The sequence below is a fragment of the Streptomyces sp. NPDC090445 genome (assembly GCF_044769385.1).
Taxonomy (GTDB): Bacteria; Actinomycetota; Actinomycetes; order Streptomycetales; family Streptomycetaceae; genus Streptomyces.
In genome coordinates, this window is sequence record NZ_JBIVXV010000030.1 from 70,431 (window position 1) to 86,866 (window position 16,436).

Sequence of the window (16,436 nt, forward strand, 5' to 3'; positions counted from 1 at the left end):
TCGTCCCCCGCGGACCTGCCCGACATGAACGAGCCCGACATGAACGAGGTCGTCGGCCGCGACGACCTGCTCCTGCTCACCCTGGACACCCTCCGCCACGACGTCGCCGTCGAGCTGGCCGCCGCCGGCCGCATCCCGCACCTCGCCCGCCACCTGCCCGGCGGCGCCTGGGAGCGGCGGCACGCCCCCGGCAGCTTCACGTACGCCTCCCACCAGGCGATGTTCGCCGGGTTCCTGCCCACCCCCGCCGCGCCCGGCCCGCACCCGCGGCTGTTCGCCGCCCGCTTCGCCGGCAGCGAGAGCACCGCCGGGCGCACGTACGTCTTCGACACCCCGGACCTGGTGTCCGGCCTCGCCGCGGCCGGCTACCGCACGGTCTGCATCGGCGGCGTCGGCTTCTTCAACAAGCAGGGCGCCCTGGGCGACGTACTCCCCGGGATGTTCCAGGAGAGCCACTGGGAGCCCGCGTTCGGCGTGGCGTCCCCCACCTCCTTCGAGGCGCAGGTCGAGCGCGCCGAGCAGGTCGTCGCCGCACTCCCCGCCGACCGGCGGCTGTTCCTCTTCCTCAACGCCTCGGCGCTGCACCAGCCCAACTGGTTCCACCTGCCCGGCGCCACCCGCGAGGCCGACGACACCCGGGCCAGCCACGCCGCCGCCCTGGAGTACATCGACCGGCACATCGGCCGGCTCTTCGCCGCGATGAGCTCCCGCCGCCGCTGCTTCGCCATCGTCTGCTCCGACCACGGCACGACCTACGGCGACGACGGCTACACCGGCCACCGCCTGGCCCACGAGGCCGTGTGGACCGTGCCGTACGCCCACTTCTTCCTGGAGCCGTCCGCATGACCGCCCCCGCCGCCCCGGCGCCCGCGACCGCCCCCGCCGCCCCCGCCGCGCCCCTGCCCGTGACGGCTCCCGCGGTGCGCCCGTACCAGAGCTACGTCTACGCCTACCCCCACAAGACCGCGTACCGGCCCCTGCCCGGCCGGCCCGCCCTGCGCGACCTGTGGCGCGGCGAGCCCAAGGACGCCCTCTCGCTCTACCTCCACATACCGTTCTGCGAGGTCCGCTGCGGCTTCTGCAACCTGTTCACCCGCATCGGCGCCCCCGACGGCCTCACCGGCCGCTACCTCGACGCCCTCGACCGCCAGGCCGCCGCCGTCCGCGAGGCGCTCGGCGACGACGGCCCGGTCCGCTTCGCCAACGCCGCCTTCGGCGGCGGCACGCCCACGTTCCTCACCGCGGACGAGCTCACCCGCCTCTGCGACATCGCCGAGCACCGCATGGGCGCCGACCTGCGCGCCGTCCCGCTCTCCGTCGAGGCCTCGCCCGCCACCGCGACCGCCGACCGGCTCGCCGTCCTCGCCGAGCGCGGCGCCACCCGCCTCAGCCTCGGCATCCAGAGCTTCGTCGACGAGGAGGCCCGGGCCGCCGTCCGCCCCCAGCGCCGCGCCGACGTCGAGGCCGCCCTCGGCCGGATCCGCGAGGCCCGCATCCCGGTCCTCAACATCGACCTCATCTACGGCATCGACGGCCAGACCCCCGCCACCTGGCGCACCTCCCTGGACGCCGCCCTCGCCTGGGCACCCGAGGAGCTGTACCTCTACCCCCTCTACGTCCGCCCCCTCACCGGCCTCGCCCGGCGCACCGCCCACACCGACCGCGAGTGGGACGAGCAGCGCCTCGCCCTCTACCGGCAGGGCCGCGACCACCTCCTCGCGCACGGCTACGAGCAGGTGTCGATGCGCATGTTCCGCCGCCCCGGCGCCGCCCCGCAGGGCCCCGACGACCACGCCTGCCAGACCGACGGCATGATCGGCCTGGGCTGCGGCGCCCGCTCCTACACCTCCGCCCTCCACTACTCCTTCGACTACGCCGTCGACATGGGCGAGATACGGGCGATCATCGACGACTACACCGCCACCGCCGACTTCGGACGCGCCGTCCACGGCCGCCGCGTCGACGGGGACGAGGCCCGCCGCCGCCACCTCCTGCAGTCCCTCCTCCAGGCGCAGGGCATGCCGGTCGCCGACTACCGCGAGCGCTTCGGCACCCACCCGTACGAGGACTTCCCCGCCGAACTCGCGGACTTCACCGCCCGTGGCTGGCTGGAGCAGACCGAGGAGACCGGGGAGCCCGGCAGGGGCGCCGCCGGGCTGCTGCGCCTCACCCCGGACGGGCTCGCGCACTCCGACGCGCTCGGCCCCGCCCTCTTCTCGCCCGCCGTCCGCGCCGCCATGGCCGCCTACGCGCCGAAGTAGGCCGCCCGCCCATGGACCTCACGATCCTCTACCGCGGACCGCTCGCCTCCTGCGACTACGACTGCCCGTACTGCCCCTTCGCCAAGCGCCGCGACAGCCCGGCCCAGTTGCGGGCCGACCGGGCCGCCCTCGAACGCTTCACCGCCTGGGCGGGAGCCGCCACCGACGACCGCCTGTCGCTGCTGTTCACCCCCTGGGGCGAGGGCCTGGTCCGCTCCTGGTACCGGCGCGCCCTGGTCGACCTCTCGCACCGGCCGCACGTCGAGCGCGTCGCGATCCAGACCAACCTCAGCTGCCGCACCGACTGGCTCGCCGAGGCCGACCCCGACACCCTCGCCCTGTGGTGCACGTACCACCCCGGCCAGACGCCCTACGACCGCTTCCTGGCGAAGGTCCACGACCTCGCCGACCGCGGCGTCCGCCACAGCGTCGGCATCGTCGGCCTGCCGGAGAACCTCCCGCACGCCCGCCGGCTGCGCGCCGACCTGCCGGCCCACGTCTACCTGTGGGTCAACGCGGCCGAAGGCCACACGTACACGGACGCCGAGGCCGACACCTGGACCGCCGTGGACCCGCTCTTCCCCTACAGCCGCCACCCGCACCGCTCCGCCGGCCTGCCGTGCCGTACGGGCCGGTCGGTGGTGTCCGTGGACGGCGAGGGCACCGTCCGCCGCTGCCACTTCGTCCGCGCCGAACTCGGCAACCTCTACGACGGCTCGTACCGCGCCGCGCTGGGCCCGCGCCCCTGCCCGCTGGCCGTCTGCGACTGCCACATCGGCTACGTGCACCTGGAGACGCTCCCGCTGTACGACGTCTTCGCCGGCGGAGTCCTGGAACGCATCCCCGCAGCCGGTACGCCGACGCCGACGCCGCTGCCGCTGCCGCTGCCGACGCCGCTGCCAACGCCCAACCGTCCCCGGAATCCGGCTACTTGACGCACGCCGTACTGAATGGACCACGGTCGAGGACCGCGGCGTGCAGTGCTTCGCCGCTGCCGCCCTGCCCCACCGTCGCCGGAATCAGCCCCAGCAGGCTTCCCGCACCACCTCGTCGAGTCGGCTGCGCGTCAGCCAGGGGCTCAGCGGTTCCAGACGGCCGACCGCGCGGCCCAGCCAGTCGGGGTCACCGAGCCGGTGTGCCTCCTTCGCGGCGACGACCTGCGACAGCAGCTGCTCCAGGAGGAAGGTTTCCATCACCCGGTACGCACGCGGGTGCCGGTCGAAGGTCAGCTTGCGGTCCTCGTAGGGGTGGCGGAGTGTCAGGTCGAGGTGGCCGCGCCCATGCGCCCTGAAGGGGCCGGGCATGTTGCCGAGCAATCCCGCCATCGTGAACTGCCCTTGACGCGGGTACCCGCGCCCGATGTAGACGGCGATCCCGAGCATGATCCTGGACCACGGGATCAGCTCGCCGTCCCCGTCGCGCGCCTGCCGGTGCAGTCCCTCCGCGCGGAATTCGAGCCACGATCCGCCGGGGCGGCGGGAGTCTCCGACCACCCAGGTGCCTTCGACCAGTTCCAGCGGCCCCAGGGCCGTGCGTGTATCCCCCATGGGCCCATTCGACCACATGGTCCACAGGGCGGGCGATGCCTGCTGCATGCGCTACTCTTGATCACGTGCTTGCGGCCATGACGAGTGGCCGCGGGACCGGCGTTGGTGGTCCAAGGAAAGGCACCCCACTTCCTGTGGGGGGATGCAGGTGCAAGGCCTGCCCAGCGCTCGATCAAGGCTTCGGCCTCCGCAGAGGAGGCCGAAGCCTTTTGCGTTCGGGGCCCGGCGGTCCGGTCGCCCGGCGACTTGGAGCGCGTACGCGACGCCTTGGCGGTTGAGCAGGCCGAAGGCATGGCCGGGCAGGGGCAGTACCGGGAGCTCCGGGATCGCCCGGGCTCCGGCGGCAGCGGCTAGGATCCCGGTATGCCGCTGAGTGTCGAGGACGTGGATCTGTTCCAGGGGGCACGGGGGCGGCTGGAGGCCATCGCCTACCGGCTGCTCGGGTCCGTGAGCGAGGCCGAGGACGCCGTGCAGGAGACCTTCCTGCGGTGGCAGGGCACCGACACCGGGCGGATCGAGGTGCCCGAGGCCTGGCTGACGAAGGTGCTCACCAACGTGTGCCTCAACCAGCTCACTTCGGCCCGCGCCCGGCGCGAGAGCTACGTCGGCGAGTGGCTCCCCGAGCCGCTGCTCGACGGGGACCCGATGCTCGGCCCGGCCGACACCGCCGAGCAGCGGGAGTCCGTCTCGTACGCGGTGCTCACGCTCATGGAGCGGCTGTCCCCCAACGAGCGGGCCGTGTACGTGCTGCGGGAGGCGTTCGACTACCCGCACCGGGAGATCGCCGGGATCCTCGACCTCACCGAGGCCGCAAGCCAGCAGATCCTCCACCGGGCCAAGAAGCACATCGCCGAGGGCAAGGCGCGCACCGAGATCGACCAGGCCGCCGCCCGGCGGATCGTCGAGGAGTTCCTGGAGGCCGCCACCAGCGGGAAGACCGAGCCGCTCGTACGGCTGCTCACCTCCGACGCCATCGCGATCGGCGACGGCGGCGGGAAGGTCCCCGCCCGGGCGAAGGCGTTCGAGGGCGCCCTCGCGGTCGCGACGTTCATGCGCGGCCTGTTCAAGCCCGGGGTGGCCAAGCGCGCCCTGGTCGGCGGCTCGGCCGGGATCCACATGGCCACCGCGAACGGCGGCCCCGCCGTCGTGGCGGTCGTCGACGGCCGGGTCGTCGGCATCATGTGCCTGGAGATCACGGCCGACGGCATCGCCGCGTTCCGCAACCAGGTCAACCCCGACAAGCTCACGCACGCGACCGAGGTGTGGGCGGCCGCCGAGCACGGGGAGCCCCTGTTCCACGCCTTCTGACCAGCCCTGCTGCCACACTCCGCACGGTGTGACGTGCTTCACACCGCCGACCTGTCAGGAAACGGCGGGCTGCCCGGTTCAAGGGGCGAAGCCGCGCAAGACGGCGGCGGACCCGCGCAGACAGGAGCAGGAAAATGCAGCAGCGCACGCAGCACCGCATCATCGTCCTCGGTGCCGGATACGCCGGTGCCGCCGCGGCCGGCCGCCTCGCGAAGCGGCTCCACCGGGACGACGTCGCCATCACCCTCGTCAACGCCGAGCCCGACTTCATCGAACGCGTCCGCATGCACCAGCTCGCGGCCGGCCAGGACCTGAGGCCCCGCCCCTTCGGCGAGATGTTCGCCGGCACCGGGGTCGGGCTGAAGCTCGGCAAGGTCACCGGCATCGACGTCGACCGCAGGACCGTCTCCCTCACCGAAGCGGACGGCGGCGCCGCGGAGCTGGAGTACGACACGCTCGTGTACGCCCTCGGCAGCGGCTGGAACGACCACGGCGTCCCGGGCGTCGCCGAGCACGCCCACGAGGTCGCGAGCCGGCCCGGAGCGCTGCGGCTGCGCGCGCGGCTGGCCGGCCTGGCCGCCGGACAGCAGGTGGTCGTCGTCGGCGGCGGCCTCACCGGCCTGGAGGCCGCGACCGAGATCGCCGAGGCACGCCCTGACCTCGGCGTCGCCCTCGCCGTCCGCGGCGGCCTCGGCGACTGGCTCTCGCCCAAGGGCCGCTCGCACCTGAGCAAGGTCCTCGGCAGGCTCGGCATCACCGTCCACGAACACGCCGCCGTCACCGCCGTCGAGGCCGACCGCGTCACCACCGCCGACGGCGAGACCGTCCCGGCCGCGGTCACCGTGTGGACCACCGGCTTCGCGGTCCACCCGATCGCGAGCGCCACGGCCCTGCAGGTCGGCGCCACGGGCCAGATCGTGGTCGACTCCACCATGCGCTCGGTCTCGCACCCGGACGTGTACGCCATCGGCGACGCGGCCATGGCCATGGGCCCCGGCGACAAGCCGCTGCGCATGTCGTGCGCCTCGGGCGGCCCCACCGCGTGGCAGGCCGCCGACGCCATCGCGGCCCGCCTGACCGGCGGGAAGATGCCGAACGTGCCGATCCGCTACTTCAACCAGTGCATCTCGCTGGGCCGCAAGGAAGGCCTGATCCAGTACGTCACCGCCGACGACCGCGCCGTCAGCGCGGCCCTGACCGGCCGGTTCGCCGCCCTGTACAAGGAGCTGGTCTGCAAGGCCGCCGCATGGGCCGTCGCCAACCCCACCCTCGGCCTGCCGACGCGCCGCCGTCGCCTCGTGCGGGACACGGCCCGGGCCGGGGCGGCTTCGCCCGCCACCGCGTCGGCCTGAACCGGGGCCGGGGGAGTGGAACCCCGGCTTCCTGCCGGCTGGCGGGGCGTCGCCTGGCGGGGCTTCGCCCGGCGGGGCTCAGGCTCTCGGGCCTCCGCCTGGCGGGGCTCAGGCCGCCGGGCCGCTCAGGCCGCCGGGCCCGCGCCGGTCGCTTCCCGGTCGGCCCTGGGGCGGATCCGGGCCGCGAGCGCGGCGACGTCGTCCTCGGCGTGGCCCGCGTCGAGGGCGAGGAGCACCTGGTCGAGCGTCTGCTGCACTCCGGTGCCCGGGGGCAGCCGCAGCCCGGCCAGCCGGGCCAGCGAGACGTCGATGTCCTCGCCGCGCCGTTCGACCAGGCCGTCGGTGAACAGCAGCAGCGTTTCCTCGGGCGTGACGGTGCGGGTGGTGAGTTCGTAGCCGCCCAGGCCGGTGCCGAGCGGCGGGCCGACCGGCACGTCGATGAGGGTGCCGGTGCCGTCGGGGCCGAAGAGCGCCGGGGGCAGGTGTCCCGCGCTGGAGAACGCCGCGCTGCCGCGGGCCGGGTCGATGCGGACGAGCAGGCAGGTGGCGGGGCGCCGGGTGCCTTCCTCCGATACGGCGGCGTCGAGTTGCCGCAGCACCCGGTGCGGGGGGAGGTCGGTGGAGGCGACGTAGCGGAGCATCGAGCGGTAGGCGTTCATGTCCACGGCCGCGTCGAGTCCGTGGCCCATGACGTCGCCGATGACCAGCAGGGTGCGGCCGTAGTGCAGCCGGACGGTCTCGAACCAGTCCCCGCCCACGAGCACGCCGGTGCCGGAGGGCAGGTAGCGCGTGGCCAGGTCGAGGTTGGGGTGCGGCCGCCCGGGCTCGGCCAGCAGCGCCTGCTGGAGGTTGAGCGCCGTGCTGTGCGTGGCGCTGTGCTCCCGGGCGTGCCTGAGGTGGACGGCCGCCAGCCGGCCCGCGAAGTGCACCACCGCCGTCTCCTCGTCGGTGAACGCCCCGCCCCCCGGCCCGCCTTCCCCGCCCCCGTCCGGGGGCGTGTCGGTGCGCACCGCCAGCACGGCGCCGTACAGCCGCCCCCGCCCCACCAGCGGCACCGACACCGCGTGCACCGCCTCGTGCACCGCCTCCCGGCCCGGCTGCCCGGCCGCCGTCGACACGGTGATCGGGTGGCCGTCGTCCACCGCCCGTACCGACAGGCCGGGGCCGTCCTGCGGGACCGCGGCCTCCAGCAGTCCGGTCCGTCCGACCGCCGCGACCCGGTCCAGCCCCGCCGCGGACCGGGTGCCCGCCCTCGTGTGCGATGTCGTCACGGGCTCGGGCAGCAGGTCCACCGCGGCCGCTTCGCACAGCTGCCGGCACAGGAAGAGGGCCAGTTCCGCGCAGGTCGCCTGTTCGTCGAGGCTGGTGCCGACGGACTCCACCGCCTGCCCGGCCAAGTCCCGCCAGTCCCGACGGTCTTGCGGGTCCTGCGGGTCCGTCCGGTCCGTCCGGTCCTGCCGGTCGGGTCCGGGTCGCTGCGCGGATCCGTCGCCGGGCAGCCCACCGCCTGCGCTCAATCGCCACCTCCGTCGCTGAAGCCCCCTCGCTCCGCCATCCCAGCAGCTCGGATCCCCGGCGACGGGCATTGACACCTGTGTGCCGATTCTGTCTCCGGGTCTCCGCCGGCTCCTGCAGCGGAGCCGCCCCGCCCGCCCTCAGGGCGATGCGGGAGCGGGCGTGCGCGCCGGTGACGCAGGCGCCGTGGGGGTGGAGGCGGCAGTGCCGCCGTCCACGCACGTCAGCGACATCACGATCGGCGCCTGAAGGCCCTGGGCCGGCTGCGGGGGCAAGCCGGCCATGACCGTCCAGTTGCCCTTGCCGAGGGTGAGCGTCCCGTTGCCCAGGCCGGGACCGGGCTGCCAGCCGTGCTCCGAACGGGCCCGCGCGAAGGCCGACTTCAGGGCGGCGTCCACCGTCTGCGGCGCATGCCGTCCGCTGAGCCGTTCGTGGCACTTGCCCAGAACGTTCGACGGCTCCCTCTCCACGACGACGCCTTCCGCCGCCAGGATCGACGTCAACTCCGACACCACCGCGTCCGCGGACAGTGGCGGACCCGAGAACCGCGGGGGCAGCGGGCCGAGGTCCTCCAGCGGACCCGCGCAGGCCGTCGCCGCCGCCGTGACCAGTGCCGCCAAGACCGGGTACGCCAGGGCTGCGCGCCCCTGTCGCCGTCGCACGATGGTGCCGTCCTCTCGTCTGCTCCGTAACGGTCGGCCAGTCTCCCATCCCGTCGATCCAGGGGTTGCCCGGCTGCGGACTGGCACTTGCACTTAGTTCAACTCGGCTCTATGGTTCTTCACGTGCAGGACTTGAACTAAGTGCAAGTCCCTTGAACCGGGAGACCCCATGAACGCGCTCGCCATCACCACCGCTGTCGCCCAGCTCCTCGTCGCCACCGCCTTCCTGAGCATCCCGCTCCTGCGCCACCGCTTCGGTGCGGTCGCCAAGGCCGCGGCCGTCACCGAACTGGAGCGCCAGGACATCCGCCCGGCGGTCCTGGAGGAGAACAGGCTCCGCTTCGACGCCAGTGGCCACGAGTGGTGGGCGCCCGGCTCGTTCGCAGCGGTCAACATCGCGGCCGCCGCGCTCAACCTGGCCGGAAGCCCCTGGGGCACCACCCTGACCTGGATCTTCTCCTCGATCGCGTTCCTGGCGAACATCGCGATCCTGCAGAGCCAGCTGGGCGCGGTGAAGTCCGTCCAGGCCGCGTTCCGCCGCAAGGGCGACGCCGAGCTGCTGCGGATCGACGTCCCCGCCTTCCTCCGGGCCGCCGAGGGCGCCTTCCCCGCCTGGACCCGCGTCCTGCAGAACGTCCGCCACACCGTCGTCTTCGCCGGCTCCGCCCTCGCCCTGACCGCCGCCGCCCTGATCTGACCCGCGGTCAGGACCCCTCCCCCGTACGTTCACAGCACACAGGCCGGCCGCCACCCCCGCCACGGGGATGGCGGCCCCTCTGCATCCGCATGCCGCAAGACGCCCGTCCGGCGCGCCCGGACGGTGCCCGCCGGGCGCGCCACCGGACGCCTCGATCAGGGTTGCGATCGGAACGACCCTTCCGCCCTGCCGCACCAGGGGAACAGGAACTATGGCATCCAGAGGGATCGTGGAACCATTCGCATCTGCTTATCGTCGAATGAATCGAGTTCGGTACCGCACGCAAAACCATTGCCCGGCGCAGCGGTTCGGACCCTCTCCCAAGAACACGTCCCACCGTCCCCGAGCGCCCGTTCCCCGACCGGCACGTGCCGAGGGGCCGACAGACAAACCTCCTGGAGATCGCCTTCATGTATCCGAGACCACGCCGACGACGACGCGTGCTCGCTGCTGTTTCCGCGCTGATGCTCGGCGCGCTCCTGTCGCCGGCGGTGACCGCGAGCGCCTCCCCCGCAGCACCCGAGGCTCCGGAGCCTGCCCGGATCGACCTGGTTCTCGACCTGTCCGGGTCGATGAACGAGAACGACGCCGGCGGCCAGACCCGCCTCGCCGCCGCCAAGCAGGCGGTCACCCGGATCATCGACACCGCCCCCGAACAGGCCCCGCTGGGACTGCGCGTCTACGGCGCCACGTATCCCGGACAGGACAAGACACAAGGCTGCGCCGACACACAGCAGGTCCTGCCGGTCACGCCGATGGACCGGGCGGCGCGTGCCGACGCGAAGAAGCGGGTCGAGGGCTTCAAGGCGGTCGGGTTCACACCGATAGGCGTCTCGCTCCGCGAAGCCGCCAAGGACCTCGGCACGAGCGGCAAGCGCCGCATCGTCCTGGTCTCGGACGGCGACGACACCTGTGCGCCGCCGCCCCCGTGCGAGGTGGCCCGCGAGCTCAAGGCACAGGGCATCGACCTCGCCGTGGACGTGGTCGGCTTCCGGACGCCCTCCTCGGCCCGTACACAGCTGAAGTGCATCGCCGACGCGACCGGCGGGTCCTACGCGGACGCCGAGGACGCCGACTCGCTGACCGCCAACCTGAGCACCCTGTTCCGCAAGGGATGGCGGACCTACCACGCCACCGGAAAGCCGGTCACGGGCTCCCTGAACGGCTGCCAGGACGCACCGCTGGTCACGCCCGGCCAGTACCTGGACAAGTTCACCGGGGGGCGCGACCTCTACTACAAGGTCAAGAAGCGGCCGGACCAGCGGCTCCAGGTGAGCGCCACCGCCGTCGCCGAGGAGGGGTACTCGCGCGGCTCCATCATCACCGTCGCGGCCGGCCCTCCGGGCGACGGCGAACCCCGCGACTGGCTGCGGGAGTTCACGCAGTCGATGGGATGGGCGAACATCATCTCCACCGGAGGCCGCAGCAAGCCCGGAGCAGGCAACGAGAAGCCCGCGCCGGACGACACCGGCTGCATCGTGGTCGAGAACAAGGTGACCCGGACCGGCGACAAGCCGATGCCCGTCGAGCTTCTCGTCGGCATCGCCGACAAGACGACCCAGGGGGCCGTCGCGCGGACTCCGGAGCCCCGCACCGGGGCCGCCGCCGAGGGCGGCTTCTCCTTCAACAGCGCCACCCCGATCGGACCGGGCACCCACCGGCAGTCCATCGCCGTCGGTGAGGCCCCCTTCTGGCGGGTCGAGCTGAAGGCGGGCCAGAAACTGACGGTCAAGGGCGGCGTGGACATCCCGGCCGACTTCCCCAAGTCCGCCACCACCGGGTGGGGCGTCACCGTCTACAACGCCCAGCGCGAGTCGACGCAGTGCAACGAGGACCACCGCTTGACCGAGCTCTTCGCGGGCAGGACCGGGCACATCGAGCGGGTCTGCGGGCCCTGGGGGATCACCGAGCAGGACGAGGCGAAGAGCCCCGATTCCAAGGGATACGACGTGCCCGGCACGTACTACATCCAGGCGCAGGTCGCCGAGCCGCACGACAAGGCGAAAGGCATCGTCGTACCGATCTCGCTGACCGTGGACGTCTCCGGCACACCGCGTCCCGGAAACAGCCCGGTGTTCTTCTTCGGTGACGACGCCGCCCAGGGCCCCTCGCCGTCCGGCGCGAACGGGACCGGGAACGGCGAACAGGCCGGGACCGGCGGCACCACGGCTGCCGCGAAGGACACCGACTCGCTCGTGAGCAAGCTCGCGCTGCCGCTCGGTGTCGGCGCCGGGGTCCTCCTGCTCGGCGGCATCACCTTCTACGCCGTCCTCAAGCGCCGCGGCGCAGCCTGACACCCGCGCTCGCGCATCGCGCCCGCCCGGCTCCACGACCAGCGGAGCCGGGCGCTGCCGTTCAAGCGACGGCAATACCGGAACAGCTCACCTGAAGAAACTTCGGCCGGAGGTGAATCCTTTCCGGACCTCCCCGCCTCTTGTCTGTGTACCGGCCGAACGGGCCGGCAGAACCAGGAGGAAACACCCATGATGATCACCGGCCTCGTCGTGATCGGAACCCTGCTCGTGGGCGCGTGCAGCTGGCACCTGATGCGGCGCTACAAGAGCCGGGGCTGACCGGCGCCGGCGCGCAGGTGCCTCCGGATATGAGCCATCAGATGAACCAACGCTTCCCCTGGCCGGACGAGCGGCTGATCAAGGCCGCTCAGAACGGCGACGTCACGTCGCTCACCACCGTCGTCATGGAATCGCAGCCCCACGTACGCAAGTTCGCCCTGTCGCTGTGCTCCTCGCCGCAGGACGCGGAGGACGCGGCGCAGGAGGCCCTGATCATCCTCTACCGGAAGATCGGCACCCTCCGGGCCACGGGCGCGCTTGCCTCCTGGATGTTCCGGATCGTGCGCAACGAATGCCTCCGGCAGGTACGGCTGCTCGTCCCGCGCAGCGACGAGGCGTCGGCCGAACCGGAGGCATCCGCGGAACCGTCCGCCGAGGACGCGGTGCTGCACCGGCTGGAGGCGGGGCGGATCGCGGCTGCGGTCAGTGCCCTTCCCCGTGACCAGCGGCAGGTCCTGATCATGCGGGACATCCAGGGCCTGCCCGGCAAGACCGTCGCCCGCTCGCTCGGCCTGAGCACCGCCGCGATGAAATCCCGGCTGCACAGAGCACGCGCGACACTGCGCCACGCCCTGACAGCGCCCGACCAAGCCCTCGCCCGACCGGCCGGAGGAGACCCGCGACCGTGAACCCCGTGAACCCCGTGAACCCGGTGAACCCGGTGAACACCGTGATCACCGTGAAGCCGGCGCAGGACGCAAGGATCCGAGCCACCGCACAGTCCGGGGCGCCCGCGCGGGACTTCGCCAGCGCGTCCGTACCGCGCCACCTGGCGCGCGGCGCCATCGGCTTCGGGCTGATCATCGGATCGATCGCCCTGGTGCCCGTCGCCGGCCCGGCCACCCTGCTCGCGGCCCCGCTGGCCCTGATCGCTTTCCGCGGCTGCCCCACCTGCTGGATGGTCGGCCTGGCGCAGACCATCTCCCGCGGCCGGCTGGAACGCCGGTGTGCGGACGGCGTCTGCACCCTCACCAAGGCGCCCCCGGCGGCAAAGCCGACAGCCGCCCCCAACACCCCGCCCCCTCCCCGATGACCGGCCCCATGACCCGGCCCGCCCACTTTCCGCCCCGGCCGGCCGGCCGCCGGCGCCGGGCGCGCGGCGTGCGCTCGCCGGACGGTGTCAGTACGTCGTGTTAGACAGAGGTGTTTCGGCCGATGCGATGGGGGAGAAGCGTGACGTCTGAGGAGCTCGTGTTCGATCACGAGCAGGTCCGCGAGCACGGATTCGAGCTGTACGAGGGGACTTCGCTCGACGTGCGCGCGGTGATCGCGGAGATGCCGCAGGACGTCAAGGACGGCTTCCGCTTCGCCGACGTGCCCTGGCACCGCTTCGGGCACAGCCACGGCTCGGGCGACGATGTGCCCGAGCTGCTGGCCCGATTGCGTTCCGCTGACGCCGAGGCAGCCGGGCGGGCGCTGGGGCAGCTCTCGGGCAGCGTGGTCCACCAGGGCACGGTCGGCTCCGTTGCCCCGCTGACCGTGCCCTTTCTCCTGCGCCTCGCCGCAGACCCGTCAACGCATCACCGTGCACGCGCACTCAACCTGGCCACCGCCGCGGCGCGCCTGCAGCACTGGGGGTACGGCACGCGCGACACGTTTCTCCGGGTGGCCACGGAGGAGTGGCTCTGCGACTGCGACGGCTACGCGATGAACTGGTCCATCGAGGCGTCACGCAACGCCGTCACCGCCGACGCCGACCTGCTCCTCCCGCTGCTCCACGACGCGGACCCGGAGGTCCGCACCTCCGCCTGCCACGCCCTGGCCACCGCCTCGGGCGAAGCCCGCCGCATCACGGAAGCCCTCCGCGCCCGCCTGGCGACCGAGCCGGCGCCCACGGTCCGCGCGAGCCTCGTCCTGGCCGTCGCGGAACTCGCCCGGGAACATGCCGACCCCCGCGCCGCCACCTGGGCCCTTGCCCTCTGGACCGACCCCGCACAGCCCGCAGACGTGCGCGTGCCCGCCGCGCTCGCCTGGCTCTGCCTCGTGAACGACCCGGTCCCGGACGATCTGCGCACGGCCCTCGACGCTCTCGTCACCGATGACCTGGCCGGCATCCTCGGAGGCGTTCCCTGGATCGCGCACGTCGACGAGAACGGGCTCGCTCGCACCGTCGACCAGATGCTGAACGACGCACCACCAGGCGTCATCGATCCCTGGGACGATCCCCGGGACGAGCCCTGGGACGAGCCCTGGGACGACCCCTGGGGCGGCTCCGCGATGGCAGGATGAGGGCATGGTGACGCATCAGCCGTGGACGGAGCGGCTTCACGAGGACCTGCTGGCGGCGAAGGCGCTGGTGTACGACCCGTGCGGCTTCGCCTGCTCGCCGCCGGTGCCCGAACCGGAGAGCGCCGAGTACGCGGCCTGCGGGTTCACGCTCGACGGCCGGTCGGTCCGGTTCCGCGTGGCCAAGACCACCCCGACGAAGGCGGGCCAGTTCGTCACCGTGTGGCAGCGGTCCGAGGAGGGGCCGATCCGGCCCTTCGACGCCGGCGACGGGGTGGACCTGTTCGTCATCGGCAGCCACGACGGCGACGGCTTCGGACAGTTCGTCTTCCCGCGCGAGGTGCTGTGCGAGCGCGGCATCGTCTCCCGCGACGGCTCCGGCGGCAAGCGCGGATTCCGCGTCTACCCGCCATGGGTGGCCACGACCAACCGGCAGGCGGGCAGCACCCAGGCATGGCAGGTGAACTACTTCGTCCACCTCGGCCGGGACGAACCCGCCGACCTCACGCGCGCCCGCGCCCTCTACCACCCGTAGCCGCCCACCGCCTGCCCCACGGCAGCCGAATGCCGGCATGAACGGGGGGCAGGCCGACCGGCACGGGCCACCGCATCCAGCGCCGCGGCGCCCGTCCGGCGGATCCGGGGGAGCGCTACACAGGGTCGTACGGATCTACCGGCAGCGGGTCGTGCGTGGGCTCCGCGTGGCCGCCGGCCGGTGAACAGCCCGCGAACGGGCCCTGCTTCGGGTCCATCAGCACCCGCAGGTGGGGGTCGGCGTGCTGGATCCACCAGGCGCTGATGCCCAGGGCCGGTTCGTGCCGCAGGTGCTCCCAGGCCAGCCAGAGCGCGGACAGCCGGGAACCCGCCTCCGGGTGTTCCCACCAGCGTGCGCACCAGGTGGCGGACACGCCGTCCAGCGGGCGCCGCACCATGGGCGCCAAGTAGTCGCTGACGAAGGCGACGACGTCCGGGAAGTAGAACTCGGGCTCGCCGCCGGCCCGCACCTCCGAGGCCGGCATTGGGAACAGGGAGCGTCCCTGGATCCGGGGCCTCGGGAGGGGGAACGCGGCCTTCAGCGCGGCCAGGGCGTCCTCGCTGCGGCCGAGCTCCACCATGATCCAGCCGCAGAGCTCGCCCTGGAGGCGTGCCACCTCGGCGAAGGCGTCGGCCGCATGGGCGGTGGTCAGGCGTGCGTGCCAGCCCGCCACTTGCTCTTCCCGCTGCTTCTGCTCGTGCGAGGTCCTGGCGCCCGTCAGGAAGAGGGACAAGGCCGTGGCGTGGTGTGTCGTCCACGCCTCGGTCGATGCCTCGGCGGTCACCTGCGCCGCCACCCGTTGCGCCCACTCGTTGTGTCTGTCGTCCACGGAACCCACTTGCTGTCTCTCATGGAGGACGGCGAACGGGGCCCGCCCGTACAGGCGTCGGCCCCGTTCCCCTCCCCCGGCTGCGTCGCCCCGAGACTATCTCCCGCCTGCGACACCCCGGACGGCCGCCCATCCGCCGGTCAGGCCCGGCAGCGCAGCATCTCCAGCGGCGGGTTCGCGAGGAGGTCCGCCCAGAAGTCCTCGCCGAACTCGCGGACGCCGGCTTCGGACACCTGCAGCGGAACCCACTCCACCGCGCTGAACCCGGCCGCCCGCAGACACTCCTCGTAGACCTCGCGGCGCGGGGCCGTGGTGACGATGCCGATCGGCTGCGGTGCGAGGAGAGCCGTGACCCGCACCCGCGGCCCCGTCTCGATCTCCTCGCCGGTCGGCTCGCAGCGGAACCCGTACTCCTCCAGGGACGCGCAGTCGAACCCGTAGTCGGGCTTCTGGGCGAGCACGAAGAACTCCCCGCCCGGCACGAGGCTCTGATGGATGCTGCGGCACATCCGCTCCATCGCCGCGATGTCCTCGGCGTAGTTGAGGCACTGCACTGCCAGCGCGACGTCGAAACGCCGGTCGAGGGGCCGCAGCTCGGCCACGTCACCGACCTCGTAGCGCACGCCCAGCGGGTCACGCCGCTCGATCTCCCGCGCGGCGGCGATCATCTCGACGGAGATGTCGACGCCGAAGACGTCCGTGGCGCCGCGCCGCTTGAACTCCCTGCTGTAGAAGCCGGTGCCGCACGCCAGATCGAGCACCGTCCTGCCGCTCACGTCCCCGACCATGCCGAGAAAGCTCGGCACCTCCCCGTAACGCATCAGCGGCAGGGACTTGAACCGTTCCTAATCAGTGAGCAGGAGTGAGTCTTGGACCCATTCCTGCTCTCTGCGGACATCCCGAACGGTTTTGGGTGTCCTGGTCGCCCGCG

General features: G+C 72.9%; 16 protein-coding genes. 11 read left to right on the plus strand and 5 right to left on the minus strand.

What is annotated here, in order from left to right; all coding sequences use genetic code 11:
* Nucleotides 1-39 precede the first annotated feature (39 nt).
* From ACIQUT_RS34135 to ACIQUT_RS34145, 3 genes are read left to right on the plus strand one after another with little or no spacing between them, the layout of a single operon-like run.
* On the plus strand, nt 40-846 hold the full coding sequence (locus ACIQUT_RS34135; RefSeq protein ID WP_403568798.1) for an STM4013/SEN3800 family hydrolase: 807 nt from the start codon (nt 40-42) through the stop codon (nt 844-846).
* A complete protein-coding gene (locus tag ACIQUT_RS34140) occupies nt 843-2,261 on the plus strand; it encodes an STM4012 family radical SAM protein (RefSeq protein ID WP_403568773.1) in 1,419 nt (472 codons plus the stop codon). The genes ACIQUT_RS34135 and ACIQUT_RS34140 overlap by 4 nt, the downstream gene beginning before the upstream one ends.
* A gap of 11 nt (nt 2,262-2,272) precedes the next feature.
* Complete coding sequence (locus ACIQUT_RS34145; RefSeq protein WP_403568775.1) at nt 2,273-3,196, plus strand: STM4011 family radical SAM protein; 924 nt, start codon at nt 2,273-2,275, stop codon at nt 3,194-3,196.
* A gap of 84 nt (nt 3,197-3,280) precedes the next feature.
* Here the strand turns inward: ACIQUT_RS34145 and ACIQUT_RS34150 are convergent, their stop codons facing one another.
* Nucleotides 3,281-3,808: a hypothetical protein gene (locus tag ACIQUT_RS34150; RefSeq protein WP_403568777.1), complete on the minus strand. Its 528-nt coding sequence runs from the start codon at nt 3,806-3,808 to the stop codon at nt 3,281-3,283.
* Nucleotides 3,809-4,171: 363 nt separating this feature from the next.
* Between ACIQUT_RS34150 and sigJ the strand changes: the two genes are divergently transcribed.
* Both sigJ and ACIQUT_RS34160 read left to right on the plus strand, forming a co-directional pair.
* The gene (gene sigJ, locus ACIQUT_RS34155; protein WP_403568778.1) at nt 4,172-5,116 is read left to right on the plus strand and encodes an RNA polymerase sigma factor SigJ; all 945 of its coding nucleotides are present in this window, start codon (nt 4,172-4,174) and stop codon (nt 5,114-5,116) included.
* Nucleotides 5,117-5,250: 134 nt separating this feature from the next.
* Nucleotides 5,251-6,468: an NAD(P)/FAD-dependent oxidoreductase gene (locus ACIQUT_RS34160; protein WP_403568780.1), complete on the plus strand. Its 1,218-nt coding sequence runs from the start codon at nt 5,251-5,253 to the stop codon at nt 6,466-6,468.
* A gap of 125 nt (nt 6,469-6,593) precedes the next feature.
* On the opposite strand, the gene ACIQUT_RS34165 is transcribed toward ACIQUT_RS34160, so the two are convergent.
* Nucleotides 6,594-7,985 (minus strand): PP2C family protein-serine/threonine phosphatase, encoded by a 1,392-nt coding sequence (locus ACIQUT_RS34165; RefSeq protein WP_403568782.1) that lies wholly within the window; start codon nt 7,983-7,985, stop codon nt 6,594-6,596.
* 138 nt (nt 7,986-8,123) lie between these two features.
* The gene (locus ACIQUT_RS34170) at nt 8,124-8,645 is read right to left on the minus strand and encodes a hypothetical protein (protein ID WP_403568783.1); all 522 of its coding nucleotides are present in this window, start codon (nt 8,643-8,645) and stop codon (nt 8,124-8,126) included.
* 169 nt (nt 8,646-8,814) lie between these two features.
* On the opposite strand from ACIQUT_RS34170, the gene ACIQUT_RS34175 reads away from it, so the two are divergent.
* From ACIQUT_RS34175 to ACIQUT_RS34200, 6 genes are all read left to right on the plus strand, one after another.
* Nucleotides 8,815-9,342, plus strand: a complete 528-nt coding sequence (locus ACIQUT_RS34175; RefSeq protein ID WP_403568785.1) for a hypothetical protein — start codon at nt 8,815-8,817, stop codon at nt 9,340-9,342.
* Nucleotides 9,343-9,782: 440 nt separating this feature from the next.
* Nucleotides 9,783-11,636 carry a VWA domain-containing protein gene (locus ACIQUT_RS34180; protein ID WP_403568786.1) on the plus strand — a complete coding sequence of 618 codons (1,854 nt, stop codon included), beginning with the start codon at nt 9,783-9,785 and terminating at the stop codon, nt 11,634-11,636.
* A 320-nt stretch (nt 11,637-11,956) separates the two neighbouring features.
* Nucleotides 11,957-12,544, plus strand: a complete 588-nt coding sequence (locus ACIQUT_RS34185) for an RNA polymerase sigma factor (RefSeq protein WP_403568787.1) — start codon at nt 11,957-11,959, stop codon at nt 12,542-12,544.
* The gene (locus ACIQUT_RS34190; RefSeq protein WP_403568789.1) at nt 12,541-12,948 is read left to right on the plus strand and encodes a hypothetical protein; all 408 of its coding nucleotides are present in this window, start codon (nt 12,541-12,543) and stop codon (nt 12,946-12,948) included. The genes ACIQUT_RS34185 and ACIQUT_RS34190 overlap by 4 nt, the downstream gene beginning before the upstream one ends.
* A 140-nt stretch (nt 12,949-13,088) precedes the next feature.
* Nucleotides 13,089-14,144: a hypothetical protein gene (locus tag ACIQUT_RS34195; protein WP_403568790.1), complete on the plus strand. Its 1,056-nt coding sequence runs from the start codon at nt 13,089-13,091 to the stop codon at nt 14,142-14,144.
* 4 nt (nt 14,145-14,148) lie between these two features.
* The gene (locus ACIQUT_RS34200; RefSeq protein ID WP_403568791.1) at nt 14,149-14,676 is read left to right on the plus strand and encodes a MepB family protein; all 528 of its coding nucleotides are present in this window, start codon (nt 14,149-14,151) and stop codon (nt 14,674-14,676) included.
* A 115-nt stretch (nt 14,677-14,791) separates the two neighbouring features.
* Here ACIQUT_RS34200 and ACIQUT_RS34205 read toward each other — a convergent pair whose 3' ends face one another.
* Nucleotides 14,792-15,505: a DUF4913 domain-containing protein gene (locus tag ACIQUT_RS34205; RefSeq protein ID WP_403568793.1), complete on the minus strand. Its 714-nt coding sequence runs from the start codon at nt 15,503-15,505 to the stop codon at nt 14,792-14,794.
* A 140-nt stretch (nt 15,506-15,645) separates the two neighbouring features.
* Nucleotides 15,646-16,335, minus strand: coding sequence for a class I SAM-dependent methyltransferase (locus tag ACIQUT_RS34210; RefSeq protein WP_403568799.1), 690 nt, complete (start codon nt 16,333-16,335; stop codon nt 15,646-15,648).
* Nucleotides 16,336-16,436: the final 101 nt, after the last annotated feature.